This is a genomic window from Pseudomonas sp. AC169, from assembly GCF_979258515.1.
Genome location: NZ_OZ409866.1, coordinates 5034352 through 5049303, shown reverse-complemented (window position 1 = coordinate 5049303; position 14952 = coordinate 5034352). Strand labels below are relative to the sequence as shown.

14 protein-coding genes are annotated in these 14952 nt (G+C 59.4%); 5 read left to right on the top strand and 9 right to left on the bottom strand.

Features of this window, described 5'->3' with window-relative positions; translation table 11 throughout:
- Positions 1-20: 20 nt before the first annotated feature.
- Positions 21-971 carry a GlxA family transcriptional regulator gene (locus tag ACZZ0G_RS22575; protein ID WP_463557575.1) on the bottom strand — a complete coding sequence of 317 codons (951 nt, stop codon included), beginning with the start codon at positions 969-971 and terminating at the stop codon, positions 21-23.
- A 214-nt stretch (positions 972-1185) separates the two neighbouring features.
- Here ACZZ0G_RS22575 and ACZZ0G_RS22570 point away from each other — a divergent pair, with 214 nt between their 5' ends.
- On the top strand, positions 1186-1908 hold the full coding sequence (locus ACZZ0G_RS22570; protein ID WP_463557574.1) for a pirin family protein: 723 nt from the start codon (positions 1186-1188) through the stop codon (positions 1906-1908).
- A gap of 49 nt (positions 1909-1957) precedes the next feature.
- On the opposite strand, the gene ACZZ0G_RS22565 is transcribed toward ACZZ0G_RS22570, so the two are convergent.
- Positions 1958-2443 (bottom strand): hypothetical protein, encoded by a 486-nt coding sequence (locus ACZZ0G_RS22565; RefSeq protein ID WP_463557573.1) that lies wholly within the window; start codon positions 2441-2443, stop codon positions 1958-1960.
- A 181-nt stretch (positions 2444-2624) separates the two neighbouring features.
- On the bottom strand, positions 2625-3500 hold the full coding sequence (locus ACZZ0G_RS22560) for a LysR family transcriptional regulator (protein ID WP_463557572.1): 876 nt from the start codon (positions 3498-3500) through the stop codon (positions 2625-2627).
- Between the two features lie 111 nt (positions 3501-3611).
- Between ACZZ0G_RS22560 and ACZZ0G_RS22555 the strand changes: the two genes are divergently transcribed.
- From ACZZ0G_RS22555 to ACZZ0G_RS22545, 3 genes are all read left to right on the top strand, one after another.
- Entirely contained in the window at positions 3612-4811 is a 1200-nt protein-coding gene (locus tag ACZZ0G_RS22555) for a YbfB/YjiJ family MFS transporter (protein ID WP_463557571.1), read from the top strand.
- 61 nt (positions 4812-4872) lie between these two features.
- Positions 4873-5871 carry an NAD(P)H-quinone oxidoreductase gene (locus ACZZ0G_RS22550; protein ID WP_463557570.1) on the top strand — a complete coding sequence of 333 codons (999 nt, stop codon included), beginning with the start codon at positions 4873-4875 and terminating at the stop codon, positions 5869-5871.
- Positions 5872-5983: 112 nt separating this feature from the next.
- Entirely contained in the window at positions 5984-6928 is a 945-nt protein-coding gene (locus tag ACZZ0G_RS22545; RefSeq protein ID WP_463557569.1) for an alpha/beta hydrolase, read from the top strand.
- Here the strand turns inward: ACZZ0G_RS22545 and ACZZ0G_RS22540 are convergent.
- On the bottom strand, positions 6925-8736 hold the full coding sequence (locus ACZZ0G_RS22540) for an ABC transporter ATP-binding protein (RefSeq protein ID WP_463557568.1): 1812 nt from the start codon (positions 8734-8736) through the stop codon (positions 6925-6927). The two genes, ACZZ0G_RS22545 and ACZZ0G_RS22540, sit on opposite strands and share 4 nt — an antisense overlap.
- 223 nt (positions 8737-8959) lie before the next feature.
- Here ACZZ0G_RS22540 and ACZZ0G_RS22535 point away from each other — a divergent pair, with 223 nt between their 5' ends.
- Entirely contained in the window at positions 8960-9373 is a 414-nt protein-coding gene (locus tag ACZZ0G_RS22535) for a VOC family protein (protein ID WP_463557567.1), read from the top strand.
- 57 nt (positions 9374-9430) lie between these two features.
- Here the strand turns inward: ACZZ0G_RS22535 and ACZZ0G_RS22530 are convergent, their stop codons facing one another.
- The 5 genes from ACZZ0G_RS22530 to ACZZ0G_RS22510 all read right to left on the bottom strand — a co-directional run bounded on the left by ACZZ0G_RS22530 (position 9431) and on the right by ACZZ0G_RS22510 (position 14859).
- A complete protein-coding gene (locus ACZZ0G_RS22530; protein ID WP_016987808.1) occupies positions 9431-9760 on the bottom strand; it encodes a hypothetical protein in 330 nt (109 codons plus the stop codon).
- A 151-nt stretch (positions 9761-9911) separates the two neighbouring features.
- Positions 9912-10937: an RNA 3'-terminal phosphate cyclase gene (gene rtcA / locus ACZZ0G_RS22525; RefSeq protein ID WP_463557566.1), complete on the bottom strand. Its 1026-nt coding sequence runs from the start codon at positions 10935-10937 to the stop codon at positions 9912-9914.
- 8 nt (positions 10938-10945) lie between these two features.
- On the bottom strand, positions 10946-11734 hold the full coding sequence (locus ACZZ0G_RS22520; protein ID WP_463557565.1) for a nucleotidyltransferase domain-containing protein: 789 nt from the start codon (positions 11732-11734) through the stop codon (positions 10946-10948).
- A gap of 14 nt (positions 11735-11748) precedes the next feature.
- A complete protein-coding gene (locus ACZZ0G_RS22515) occupies positions 11749-12975 on the bottom strand; it encodes an RtcB family protein (RefSeq protein ID WP_463557564.1) in 1227 nt (408 codons plus the stop codon).
- A 336-nt stretch (positions 12976-13311) separates the two neighbouring features.
- The gene (locus ACZZ0G_RS22510; RefSeq protein WP_463557563.1) at positions 13312-14859 is read right to left on the bottom strand and encodes an RNA-binding protein; all 1548 of its coding nucleotides are present in this window, start codon (positions 14857-14859) and stop codon (positions 13312-13314) included.
- Positions 14860-14952 lie beyond the last annotated feature (93 nt).

Genomic DNA, 14952 nt, shown 5'->3' with positions numbered 1-14952 from the left:
GCCAGACGGACACAACCGCTCTAACTGAACTGTTCACGGTATTGCACGGGGGTCAGACCAAGCTTTTCAGCGAACAGCGAACGCATGTGCCGCACACTGCCGAAACCACTTTTGTAAGCCACGGTTTTAAGCGGCAGATCGCTGGTTTCCAGCAGGTTTCGCGCGCAGTCGATGCGCGCACTTTGCAGAAACTCCATCGGCGTCATGTTGATGTCGCGGGTGAACACTCGCGCGAAGTGCCGCGCACTCATATTGGCAATGGCCGCCATGCGCTCGACCGTAAAGGCTTCGTCGAGGTGTTCCAGCACGTAACTCTGGGCGCGGGTGATCGGTGTTTCCTGCGGTGCCACGGCAGCCATCAGCGGACTGAACTGCGCCTGCCCGCCCTGCCGTTTCATCACCACCAGCAGGACTTTCGCAACATCCTGGGCGAGTTTCTTCCCGTGATCACGGGCGATCACCGCCAGCGCCATATCGATGCCGGCCGTGACGCCACCCGAGGTGATCAGGTTGCGATCCTCGACATAGATCTGATCGGTCGTGACCTGGGCCCTCGGAAATCCCTTGATCAGGCGCTCGGTGTAGTTCCAATGGGTGGTCACACGGTAACCATCAAGTAATCCGGCATGACCCAGTACAAACGCGCCAGTGCAGATCGAACCGTAATAGTCGACACGCTGAACAGCGCCTTTGAGCCAGGCAAACAGCGACGGAAATTGTTGGTTGTAGGCACCGGGACCGCCCGGTACCAACAGCAGATCATAATGTTCGGTGTTGTCGTCGATAGTTTGGTCGGCATGCACCAACACACCATTGGACGCCCGAAGTGGGCCACGCTCGGTGCCAAGCGTGATCAATTGATAATGCGCATCGGGTTTCAGGAAGCGATTGGCAACCGAAAAAACTTCCAATGGCCCGGCCATGTCTAGCAGGAGAAAGTCGGGGAACAGCACCATTGCCACGGTTTTCATGGGAGGACATCACTTCAATCAAAGAAACATGAGACAGGCCCGACATTATGGTCAAGTCATACATCGCGGGCGCAAGAGTTTGTGTGAAGGGTATCGCATAACTGTCAACCTGATCAGGACAGTCTTTCAATTTTCATCTACTTATTGCGCAACCCAGTAAATAGTAACCTTCTCCTCACTCGGACGAATTCACGTCCCGCAAGGAGATTTCATCATGCTGACTCTTCGCAAAGCCTCCGATCGTGGCCTCGCCAATCATGGCTGGTTGAAGTCCTTTCACACCTTTTCTTTCGCCAGCTATCGTGACCCTCGCGAACAGGGCTTTTCCGACCTGCTGGTGATCAACGATGACCGCGTTGCCGCCGGTAAAGGCTTTGGCCAGCACCCGCATCGCGACATGGAGATCTTTTCCTACGTGCTGGAAGGTGCGCTGGAACACAAGGACACGCTGGGCACCGGCTCGGTCATCCGCCCGGGTGACGTGCAATTGATGAGCGCCGGCAGCGGCGTGGCGCACAGCGAGTTCAACCATTCGGCAACAAAACCGGTGCATTTTCTGCAGATCTGGATTGTGCCGGAGGTTGCCGGTGCCAAACCGCGCTATCAACAGGAGCATTTCACCGCACAGAAAAAACGCGGTCGTCTGCAGTTAATCATTTCGCCGGACGGCCACGACGGCTCGCTGAAAGTGCGGCAGGACGCACGGGTGTACGCAGGGCTGTTCGACGGCAAGGAAAGCGCCACGCTGAAATTGCCGGCCAACCGCTACGCCTATGTGCACGTTGCACGCGGCAGTGTTGAACTCAATGGCCAACCATTGCAGGAAGGTGACGGCGTGCGGGTTCGCGAGGAACAATTGCTGACCTTGAGCAACGGGGTCGATGCCGAGGTGCTGGTGTTCGACTTGCGGCCGCAGGAGTTGCCAGAGATGCCATGACGCGGTGTTTCAATGCTCACCAAAAACGGCCTTCCTTGAAGGCCGTTTTCTATTGTGCTGATTCGGGCGCTTGTTGCGAAGCAGGTCTTGGTGCGCCTATATCTTTACCTACCTGGATCGCCGCGAGTGTCGTCTGCAAGGTGGTTAACACCGCTGCCTGATTGGCGAAGTGCGCCCCCACGACGACGGTGATCATTCCGAGAAAATGGACGGCTGTCGTCGCCCAGTAATGCGCCTTTATTGTCGAGGCATGTTTGATGGCTTCTTTTGATTCTTCGGCGATCCGTTGTACACCGTCCCACATCAGATCGTATCGTTTATCCCTCTCCATTTGAGTCTTGTCTCGCTCAGCCTGAGTCAACAGGTAAGCATCGATCCTCGCCGACACACCCTCGACCCGAGCGTCCATCCTGGCCTCGATGGTTTCGATCCTGGCGTTGAACTCTTCACGACCTATAGCGTTCATGGCTTTAGCATTCCGACTTTTACTCGACAGATCACTGACTGGATTTTGACTGAATTCCGTGGTTTTCAACTCGACACCTTCCTGGCTCTGACCCTACCGTCCCTGGTATTAACATCAGTGAAAGCCTGACGTCCCTCACCGAGCTGACGAAAACAATAGGCCGCATCCAGAATGCCGACAAGCCGGGAGATTCTGCCTCTGATGTAGGCCGTTTCGTCAGAAGTTGTAGCCCTGCCAAAACAGCGTCTACCTACTCATTCTCCGACGCGAACACGTCGACAATCTGCTCAATCACCGCCCTCACCCGCGCGGTATGGCGCAGGTCTGCGTGGGTTACCAGCCATACCTCATACGGGAGCGGCGTCGTGCGCTCCGGCCAGAGCCTGATCAAGCCATCGCGCTCGCCCATGTACACCGGGATTTCTCCTACACCCAACCCTGCCGCAATTGACCGGCGCACGAGCAAACTGGAACTGAGGCTGGCGACGATCCGACCGCGACTCAACGGCTCAGACACCAGCGTCAGGTCTTTTTTGCCTTGCAGATACGGTTGATAGACCACTAGATCATGCCCTTCAAACGCCGTGCCCGGCTGCGGCACGCCATTGGCATCTATATAGGCTTGAGAAGCAAACAGCCCCACCGGCCAACGGGCAATGCGCCGGGCGATCAGGTCCGGATTGTCCGGCCGAGTGTTGCGCACGGCGATGTCCGCTTCGCGCTTGGCCAGACTGAGAATCTGCGTGGACGCATCCAGTTGCACTCGCACGTCCGGGTGCTGCGCGTGCAAGCGGGCAATGGCCGGAATCAGAAAGTCGATGGCCAGCGAATCGGTAGTACTGACGCGCACCGTGCCAGTCAGGCGATCGTCCAGACCTTGAATCTGCCGCTCCAGCTCCAACGCCGAATGCTCCATTTTCTCCACGCTTTTGAGCGCTGCTTCGCCGACGGCCGTCAACGCGTAGCCGTCGGAGGTGCGCAAAAACAACGTCGCGCCCAAAGATTTTTCCAGCGCCGCGATGCGCCGTCCGACGGTCGCCTGATCCACTCCTAAAACCCGCGCTGCGCCACGCAGTGTCGACTCGCGGCAGACGGCCAGAAATACCCGTGCGTCATCCCAATTCATGCTGTCTCCGTGCGATGCAAATTCGCATCATAGTGCCGCCAATTCGCTGCATTAACGCAGCAACGATAACCGATATGCTGAACGCCATAAACCTCCCGCGAGATCGCTATCATGCGCACTTCAACCTCCACCGGTATCTGGCTGCCGATCTTCGCCGGCCTCTGCGCCAGCCTGGTCAGCATCGGACTGGCGCGTTTCGCTTACACCCCGTTGATCCCTTCGCTGATTGAGGCGCAGTGGTTCAGCGCCAATGATGTGGTCTACCTCGGTGCGGCCAATCTGGTGGGCTACCTGATCGGCGCCCTGCTCGGCCGCCCGGCAGCAAGCCAGCTCGGCAATAGAAATGCCTTGCGGCTGATGATGCTGGTGGTCACGGCGGCTTTTTTTGCCTGCGCATTTCCGTTGTCGGTGAGCTGGTTCTTCGGCTGGCGGCTGCTGTCCGGGATTGCTGGCGGCGCGATCATGGTTCTAGTGGCCGCGACAGTACTGCCGCATGTCCCGGCGGCGCGTAAAGGGCTGGCCAGTGGCGCGATTTTTCTGGGCATCGGTCTCGGCATTGCCGGTTCCGGGACGCTGGTGCCGCCGCTGTTGAGCCTTGGTTTACAGGCGACGTGGCTGGGCCTGGGGGCTTTGGCTTTGTTGCTGACGGCGCTGAGCTGGTTTGGCTGGCCGTCTGATTTCGCACACCCGGTGGTTTCGCTGGAAACCGTATCCACAGAACCGACACCGCGCGGTGTGTACTTGCTGTTCGCTCAATACGCCTTTATGGCCGCCGGCCTGGTGCCCGCCATGGTGTTTCTGGTGGATTACGTGGCGCGTGGGCTCGGTGCCGGGGCGCACATCGGCGCGTTGATCTGGGTGATGTATGGCTTGGGCGCGATTGTCGGCCCGGTGAGTTATGGCTTCCTCGCCGATCACCTTGGCGCGCGGTCAGGCATTCGCCTGGTGCTGGTGGTGCAAGCGGTTGCCCTTGGGTTGCTGGCGCTGACTCACTCGTTTCTGGCGCTGGCGTTGCTGGCGGTGATTCTCGGTTCATTTCCGCCCGGCATTGTGCCGCTGGCGCTGGCGCGGGTGCATGAACTGGTGCCGGAGCATCATCGCCAGCAAATTGCCTGGAGCCGCGCCACGGTGTCATTCGCCACCTTTCAGGCGCTGGCTGGATTTGCCTATTCGGCGCTGTTCAATGCCAGCGGTGGTCATCACGCGTTGTTGTTCGTCATTGCCGCTGGCGCGATTGTCGTGGCGCTGCTGCTGGAGCAAGCGATGAAATGGCTGCCGGCCCCTATTGAGCCGCGCTGCTGTGCAAATTGAAGGGAATCATTGCTCACGAATCACGCTCCCATCTACAGAACTTATGCCAACAGGAATCGATATGTCCCTGCCCAACGAAATGACCCGAATCGAAATCACCGAACCCGGTGGCCCCGACGTCCTGCAACCGAAACGCGTGCCACTTCCAACTGTCGCAGAAGGCGAAGTGTTGATCCGCGTACACGCCGCCGGAATCAACCGGCCGGACGCCTTGCAGCGGGCCGGCAAATACCCGATGAAACCCGGCATGAACCCGATTCCCGGACTCGAGGTCGCCGGTGAAATCGTGGCTCTCGGGGCCGGTGTCAATCAGTTCAGCGTGGGTGACAAAGTCTGCGCGCTGACCAACGGCGGCGGTTATGCCGAATACTGCGCAGTCCCGGCCGGCCAGACCCTGCCAATTCCACAAGGCCTGGACTGGGTGCACGCCGCCGCAATCCCGGAAACCTTCTTCACCGTGTGGGCCAACCTGTTCGGCCTCGGCGGCGCCAGCCGTGGTCAACGCGCATTGATTCACGGTGGCACCAGCGGCATCGGAACTACCGCACTGATGCTTTGCCGCGAATTCGGTATAGAAGCATTTGCCACCGCCGGCAGCCCGGACAAATGCGCAGCGATTCGCGAACTGGGTGGTCAAGCGATCAATTATCGCGATGAGGATTTCGCTGAGGTGATCGCCGATAAAACCGCCGGCCAAGGCGTGAATGTGATCCTCGACATCATGGGCGGCTCGTACCTCAACGGTAACGTCAGCGCCCTGGCGATGGACGGTCGCCTGGTCATGCTCGGCTTCCTCGGCGGCGCGCGGGCCAATGACTTTGATCTGCTGGCGATGATGGCCAAACGTGCGGTGATTACCGGCTCGCTGTTGCGCGCCCGTACCGCAGCCGAAAAAGCCGCGATCGCCGATCAACTGCGCGAGCACGTATGGCCGGCGCTGGCTGCCGGGCGCTGCCTGCCGATGATCGACAAGGTCTATCCACTCGCCGAAGCCGCTCAGGCCCACGCGCACATGGAAGCTGGCGACCATATCGGCAAGATTGTGCTGCAGGTCGTGTGAGTCTTCGCAGCATTTGGTAATCGTTGTGCCGGGGCGGTGGTCGAAAATCTCACGCGCAGGCCGAGGCATCTGGTAAAAAGCCTTCTTTGTCTGCGCTTGGGTGAAACGTTTAATGTTGCTGTCCTTCATGACGCGTCTGCGCCGCCGCCGTTTGGCGTTTGCCTGCATGGCCGCGCTGATTATCGGCGTGCCGGCGAGTTGTGGTGTGCTGGAACACACCGAACGCAAACTGCTGTTTCGCATCGAACCGGGCACCGCTGGCTGGTATCACGGCTTGCCTGGCAGCGTGCAGGAACTCGACCTGCAACCGAAAAGCTTCAAGGCCGGGGAAAACATCCATGCCTGGTGGTGGCCGGCGGAAAAGGCCAATGCGCCGGCCATTCTTTATTTGCATGGGGTGCGCTGGAATCTGACCGGGCAGTTGTTCCGCATCGAACAATTGCGCGCGGCGGGTTATTCAGTGTTGGCCATCGACTATCGCGGTTTCGGCAAGAGTCACGGTGATCTGCCGTCGGAAAGCAGTGTTTACGAAGATGCGCGAGTGGCGTGGGAACGTTTCAAACTGCTGCAACCGGATCCGGCCAAACGCCTGATCTATGGGCACTCCCTCGGTGGCGCTGTGGCCATCGATCTGGCCGCAGAACTTGGGCAAACCGCCGCTCGGGATCATTCCGCGTTACCGGTTCGCGGACTAGTGATCGAGTCCACTTTCACCACGCTGGCCGATGTCGCCGCCTCCGTGGCCAACACTTCGCTGCCGGTGCGCTGGCTGCTCTCGCAGAAATTCGATTCGATCGACAAGATCGCCGACATTCACATGCCACTGCTGGTGGTGCACGGTCTGGCTGACGCTTTCGTGCCGCCGCGCTTCAGCGAGCAACTGTTCAACGCCGCGCAACAACCCAAGCGTCTACTGTTGGTGCCGGGCGCGACGCACAACAACAGCATGGCGCTCGGCGGGCAGAATTACCGCAAAGCGCTCGACGGCCTGATGCAGAGCAAGCCCGTCCCTCGGGTGGCCGGGCCGACAACCGTGCGCAGCGGGCGGGATACTTAACGGTAGCCGCGAGCCTGCAAATCGAACAGTTGCGCGTAATGCCCGGCAGCGGCGATCAATTGATCGTGGCCGCCCTGCTCCAGAATCCGGCCTTGTTGCAGCACGATGATGTGGTCGGCATTGCGCACGCTGGAAAATCGATGGGAAATCAGCAACGTCATGCGACCTTCGCTGTGCTGGCTGAAATGCTCGAACACTGCCGCTTCGGCCGCCGGATCAAGGGCGGAAGTCGGCTCATCGAGGATCAGAATGTCGGCTTCACGGCGCATATACGCGCGGGACAAGGCAATCTTCTGCCACTGCCCGCCAGACAACTCCTGGCCACCGGCAAACCAGCGTCCCAATTGCGTGGCATAACCCTTGTCCAGCCCTTCGATGAAGGGTGCAGCCATGCCTTGAGCTGCCGCCTTCTGCCAACGCTGCGCGTCGTTGAACGCCAGGGTATCGCCGACGCCGATGTTTTCTCCAACGGTGAACTGGTAGCGAATATAGTCCTGAAAAATCACGCCAATCCGCCGCCGTAACGCGGTCTCCTGCCAATCCTGCAAATCGCTGCCGTCGAGCAGGATGCGCCCTTGATCAGGGCGGTAGAGCCGGGTCAGTAACTTGATCAGTGTGGTCTTGCCAGAACCGTTCTCCCCGACCAGCGCCATGCTCTGGCCTGGCACCAGTTGCAGATCAATGTTTTCCAGTGCTGGCCGACTGGCACCGGGATAACGGAAGCCGACGTTTTCGAATCGCAAACCATCGCCCGGGCACACGCCAACGGTCAGGTGTCCGGTATCCAACTGCACCGGTTCGGCCAGATACTCATAGAGACTCGTCAGGTAGAGGCCGTCTTCGTACAGGCCACTGATCGCACTGAGACTGCTGCTCACGGCGCTTTGGCCTTGCTTGAACAGCACCAGATACATGGTCATCTGGCCGAGGCTGATCTGGCCATGCACGGCATCGATCACCACCCAGGCATAGGCCACGTAAAAAGCCGCAGTACCGAGCAGACCGAGGCCGAAACCCCAGCCATCGCGCCGCAACGTCAGGCGGCGGTCTTCGGCATACAACCTGGCGAAGGTGTCGCGGTAGCGTTGTAGCAACAACGGTGCAAAGCCAAACAGCTTGACCTCTTTGATATAGGTCTCGTGGGACAGCAGGGTTTCGATGTAATTCTGCTGTCGACTCTCCGGCGCGCGGCGGGTGAACAGGCGAAAGGCGTCACCGGAAAAATGCGCCTCGGCAAAGAACACCGGCAACGCACCGACCACCAGCAGCACCAGCGCCCAAGGGGAGAAATGCACCAGCAGCACAGCAAAGCTGATCAGCATGATCAGGTTTTGAATCAATCCCAACGACTTCATGACCAGCGCCAGCGGCCGGGTCGAAGCCTCACGACGGACACGCACCAGTTTGTCGTAGAACTCGGAGTTCTCGAACTGCACCAGTGACAGGGTCTGCGCTTTTTCCAGGATCAGCGTATTGACCTTCTGCCCCAGTTGCACCCGCAACAACGACTGCTGCACCGACAGTGCCCGTTGTGTACCGGACAACATCGCTAATACTCCGGCCTCCAACAACACATAACGCAACACTGGCCACAACGGCGCACTGCCGTGTTGCGCGTGCAACTGCATCGCTGCAACCACGGCATCGACAATCCGTTGCCCCAACCATGCCGCCAGTGCCGGCAGCAAACCGGCAATCAACGTTGCCAACACCAGCCCCAGAAACAAGCCACGCGATGTCCCCCAGACCAGGCGCAAGGCTCGCTGCGCCTGATCGAACAAAGAGGTGAAACGCGATAGATCAGGCATGGGGCTTTGCACTCTGCAGGCGGTGGCGGTGCGTTATGGTACTCCAGCGCCACGACGGAATTTCACGCGACGACCGCGTTATCGTCGACGCACTTTTCAGAACAAAAACATCTGGAAGACTTCGGCCTTTCCGGCGTCCAATGCTCTGCTATGTTTTAACCGCCCAACGCGGAACCCGGCGAACACCCGCCACGCTCCGCGCCTGACTGTCGGGAGCAGAGACATGAGAATCGACCCGTACCTGATCTTCAACGGTGATTGCCGCGAGGCGTTTACCTTTTACGAGCAAGCCCTGCAGGGAAAACTCGAGGCCATGATGACGTTCGGCGAAACCCCCGCCGCCGAGCACGTGCCGAAAGAGCACCACCACCTGATCATTCACACCTGCCTGAAAGTCGGCGATCAAATGATCATGGCCTCGGACACCACGCCCGATCGGCCGACTCAAGGCATGAGCGGCTGCTCGATTTCGCTGAACGTCGACAGCATCGCCGAAGCGGAGCGCGTGTTCAACGCACTGGCCAAGGACGGTCGCGTCGACATGCCGCTGGAAGCGACCTTCTGGGCCGCACGCTTCGGCATGTTGGTGGATCGTTTTGGCGTGTCGTGGATGGTCAATTGCGAAAGTGAAAAGTGACGCTGAGATTTCGTCAGGCATGAAAAAGCCCAACCTGTTCAGGTTGGGCTTTTTGTATTAACGCTGGGCCAATTCGTGGCGCACGCATTGTTCGTAATAGGTCTGCTTGACCGCCGCTGGCTTAAGCTTCGACGTGCTGTTGTAGGTTTGCTCGGTAATCCCCATCGCGGTCATGCGCATCCACGGTTGCTGGAATCGGCGCACCTGCAATTGTTTGCGTGCGCCGTACAGCGAGACGCCCGACAACTTCGATTGCTGGGCACCGGCAGCAATGTCCGAGCCCCAGGTGCAGGCAAAGCGATGGCTTTTGCTCAGTTCTTTCGCCTGCACTCCCACCGCGAAAACAGCCAGGGAAAGCGTTGCAACGGTGATGACAATCGTCCGCATAGAGCCAACCTAACCTTTTGAAAAAAGGCGATTTTGCCGGGGAAGCAAAAATCCGGGGGCCAGCAATTTGCCGCCTTTCGGAACTTTTTTACGAACGTAAAAAAGGGCGGTGGGATTTCCTGATGAAATCCCACCGCCCCTGGCCTGACGATCAGTTGGCGCTGACCTCAACGCGCAATCGATCCGCACCCTCTTCCCGACAATCGATGCGAACCGGCAAAAACACCTCGATCACCGCGATATTGCTGTGCAGATGCTCGGTCATGCGCGGCGTGGTAAACGAGCCGCCACCGGCCAGCGCCATTGGCAACAGCAACTGATCGGCCAAATGCTCGGCCACCGCAGCACCACTGCGCAACCAGTCGGCGGCCTGATTGATCGCGGCGTCGGCGACCTTTTCAGCCCTTAGCGACACTTGGCCAAACGCGCTGAACACTTCGGTGACGTGCTCGAATGCGTACTCCAGCAACAACACATTGCCCGGGCCCCGCGCCGCATCGAGCGTGACATGTTGCAGCGCCGCAGGCGGCAGACTCAAGCGCTTGGCCACCTGGCTCAGCTCACGTTCGGCCACCGTCGGCGCCAGCCCGGCGGTGAGCGCCGATGCCTGTTGCGAGATGGCCTCGCCGCGTTCACACAGATCCAGCCGCGTCAGATTCGACGGCTGCACGTTCACCTCAATCTCGCCACCGCCTGCCGGGACAAACCCATGTCGCAACAAGTCCAGCTCGACGTTGGCGCCCATCCGCCGCAACAGCGGCAGCCAACTGCGCACGAGGAAATCGGTCGGCGGCGCCAGCGGGTTATGCGTGCCACCCGAGATGCGCACCCGACTCGCCTGCGGTGCCCGCATGAGTGCCGGCAACAAGGTCTGCAACACCAGCGTGCAACTGCCGGCCGTGCCGATGGCGAACTGGTAATCGCCGGAGCGAATCGCGCCGGGTTCAAAGCTCAACGCTTGCGAGCCCAACTGCGCACCGGCAACCGTCGCGCCGCAGACCTCGGCCGCCGCCATGACCGCCGTCAAATGTTGCCTGAGCAATCCCGGACGGCTGCGTTTGGCGCGGATCTGTTTAATGCGAAACGCCCGGCCTGTCACCATCGACAGGCTCAAGGCACTGCGCAACACCTGGCCGCCACCGATGGCACCGTCCAGTTCTATCACTTCCTGTTTCATTGCTTTCCTTACGCGTACAACCCGACGGTTTCCCTGAGGTACCGATCCAGGCGTCGCGAGTCTTCCGAAGTTCTGAGTAATGTCGGCACTTCGCGCTCAAGTTCGGCGGCGATGAACCCGTGCAGCGCCGGACGACGCGGCCCGTAGGCGCTCTCGTCGGCATTGCGTTTGAGGGCCAGCAGTTCGTCGACTTCCGCGAGCAGCGCGCGGTCGTCGACGGTGGTCAGCAGGTCGGCGAACGTCATCGGCGGCCGCCCTCGGCCCTGGTCGATCCAGCGCACCGCCAGCAGTGGCCGCAGCACGTAGAAGTACTTCTTGAAACGGACGGTTTCCCCTTGCAGGTAACCGCGAAAGTTCTTCTTCGCCATCGACAGATAGTGATTGCGCGCGGCGGGCGGGCTGTAGAACGCTTCGGCGAGTTCGCGCAGTTGCGCTACCTGAGCGGTTTCACTGCGATAAACCAGCGGCGAGTCGAGCCACTCCAGCAAGGTCGGATTGGATTTGCGCAACAACCCGAGGGTCTTGCGCAGTTCCCAGCCACTGACGTCGAGTTCATCGTCCAGCGGACGTTCGATCACATCACGTGGCGCATCGACCTGGACAAACCACTCGGGCTTCTCCACGTAAACAAACCGCACGTCGTAATCGCTGTCGGTCGAGGCAAAACCCCAGGCCCGGCTGCCGGACTCACAGGCATACAAAACGGTGACATTGCGTTCACGTTCTATGCGCGCCAGCTCTTCCAGTACCCGCGCACGCATCGTGGCGCACAGCGGATGACGCTCTTCCAGTTCCATGACCTGCTTTCCTTTTATCCTTTGACGCACACCACCTGACGCAAGGTGTGCAACACTTCCACCAGCTCACGCTGGGCGTGCATGACTTTGTCGATGTCCTTGTAGGCCATCGGAATTTCGTCGATCACCGCTTCGTCCTTACGGCACTCCACATGGGCAGTGGCGCGAATCTGATCTTCGACGGTGAAGATGTTTTTCGCCTTGGTGCGGCTCATGGTGCGACCGGCGCCGTGGCTGCAGGAACTGAACGACTCTTCGTTGCCCAGACCGCGAACGATGAAACTCTTGGCACCCATCGAGCCTGGAATAATCCCCAACTCGCCCTTCTTCGCCGACACCGCGCCTTTACGGGTAACCAGCACCTCCTCACCAAAATGCCGCTCTTTCTGCACGTAGTTGTGGTGGCAGTTGACCGCTTCCAGCGCCACTTCAAACGGCTTGCGAATAATCTGTCGCGTCGCCTGAATCACCGCGCGCATCATCAGTTCGCGGTTCTGTCTGGCGAAGTCCTGCGCCCAACCCACCGCTTCCACATAGTCATCAAAGTGCCGGCTGCCTTCTTCGAAGTAGGCGAGGTCACGGTCCGGCAGGTTGGCGATGTGCTGACGCATATCCGCCTGAGCCATCTGGATAAACAGGTTGCCGATGGCGTTGCCGACACCGCGCGAGCCACTGTGCAACATGAACCAGACGCGGTTGGCTTCGTCCAGGCACACTTCGATGAAGTGGTTGCCGCTGCCGAGCGTACCGAGGTGCCCACGGTTGTTGGTGTTGGCCAGTTTCGGGTACTTGTCGGTGATCAACTTGAACCGTGGCTGCAGCCCCGTCCAGGCTTGATCGGCTTGCTGCGGGATTTCATCCCAGGCGCCCTTGTCGCGTCGCGAATGGCTTGAACTGCGGCCATGCGGCACGGCTTGCTCGATGGCGCTGCGCAGACCGAGCAGGTTGTCCGGCAAATCAGCGGCGGTCAGCGACGTACGTGCGGCGATCATGCCGCAGCCGATGTCGACGCCAACCGCTGCCGGAATGATCGCGCCGACGGTCGGGATCACGCTGCCGATGGTCGAACCCTTGCCCAGGTGTACGTCCGGCATGACCGCCAGATGTTTGAAGATGAACGGCATTTTCGCGGTGTTCATCAACTGCTCGCGGGCCTCTTTTTCCACCGGGACGCCTTCGGTCCAGAGTTTGATCGGTTTGCCGTTGGCGACTTCGAGCAGCTGGTAAGTGTGTTCTTTCATGTCTTCATTCTTTATTCATTGGCCGATGATTCGGCGTTGTTCTGTAAGTCGCAGCGACAAAAACACAGGCACTGTGGCTCTGCCAGTTGAGCCCCCGTTGCCGGGGCGGGAGTCGAACCCGCTTTCCGATGTAGTACCTGTCGCATTCGCTGCCAATAACCGCAAAAAAGGTGGCACGACAAAAGTTGATGACTGTTGCGCGTTGCCGCGCTCCGGACTTAACCGGCCTTGGATGTACAGCCATCAGGCATTCGTGCCGTCACTGGCGCTGACAAGGGCTTGATGAGACGTCTTGGATGTAGTCCCATCGGCATTCAGCACCGGTGATCAATCAATTCATGACGCGCTTTCGATCGCCTCGACCCAGTGCTGCGCACTGTATTGGCCGCTGGTGAACTGCTCGATCACATCGAACACCGCATCGCTGAAACCGCCGACATTCAAGATGTCATCACGATCCGCCGCCTGTGTTGCATGGCCTGGCTGGATGTCGATGCACACCAGCCGTGCCTGTGGGTTGAGCTTCTTGATCCGCTCCCATTGGCGCATCGTTTCGCTGGCACCGTAACGTTGCGAATCGATCCACGATTCGTTGTCCGAGACCATGATCAACGTATCGACCCTGGCCTGGCTGTCCGCCAATCTTTTCAGCGGTGCCGAGCAGTTGGTGCCGCCGCCGAAAATCCCGGCGAGCTTCTCGGCGTTGCTGATCACACTGTCACGCGGGTTGAGCTGGATACCTACCACGTTGATCTCGAACGGCATGACCCGCGCAGCCGGCTGCTTACGCAAGACCGCTGCGGCCACCAGCGCCGCCACGTCGATGCAGCGCACCTGCGAGGTCGCGCCAGAGCGATAACCGGTCACAGGACTGCCCATCGAACCCGATACATCCGGGCAAACCACCACCGCACCCTCAAGCTTGGGCACGTTGCTCAGCGACAACTCCAGTGCATCCTGCAAGGCTTCGCGGATCGCTGCCGGGGTGTTTTCGCCCATCATCCGGTAAGCCGACAACAACTGATACGGATACACCCGCGCCTTCGCCACTTCCTGCGGATCGGCCAACCGCGCCGCGACATATTCGATGCAACCCGGTACTTCAAACGCGCCATGGCGCGCCAATGTGTTGAGGTTGATGCGCAGTCCCTGCCAGCCCATGTTGCGGGCTTGATCGGCCCATTGCTCCTTGCTCAGTGTTTCGTTGCCGAGCAACTGAAACGGCACCGCCGGCACTTCATCACTCGCGCCGCTGCGAAACGCCAGCAAATCGCGAGTCAACTCCGGCAAGGCCTTCGCCTCCACCGGTTTACCAATCAGCCAAGCGAAAAACGCTTCGCGCCACGCTTCGGCAGGTTTGGGGTGAACCATCTTCACCACGTCCGACAACGACGGTTGATTGCCGATCGACGCTTGCAGCAGTTGCCGCTCGGTCGCGCTGTTCAGCCAGTTCTGCACCAGACGCTTGGGTTGCGAGCCAAGGGATTTACGCCCGGTGGCACCGCTACGGAGGATCTGTACAAAGTTACGCAGCATCTTGCCGCTGTCGATGACTTGCTCGAAAACCTCTGGCACCAGACTTGAACGCTGAGCGGTCAATGCCGCCAGTAACAATGCCGGCATGTCTTTCATGTGACCCTTTTGGCGAGCGTAGATCGCGGTTTTCGCCACGAAACGACTGTCGAGCTCGGCCACCAGCTTCAGCACTTGATCCAGCTGACTTTCTGCGCAGGCGTAAAAGGTCTGGTTCAGGCAACCGGTCACTGCCAATTGCGCCAGTTGATGCTTCGGGCTGTAGGTATAAGCGCTGGCACCAGAGGCATTCGAAGTATCGCAGGCCGGCAGGTGATTCGATTGCGTGTTGAAGAGATTTGAGTTGGCCATCTTGGCGTCTCGCTGTGTTGTCCTGTTCGTTGCGATTGGTATTGCAGCGGCTGTGCCAGCTTTTGATTTTTCTCGAATAAAATTTATATCTTG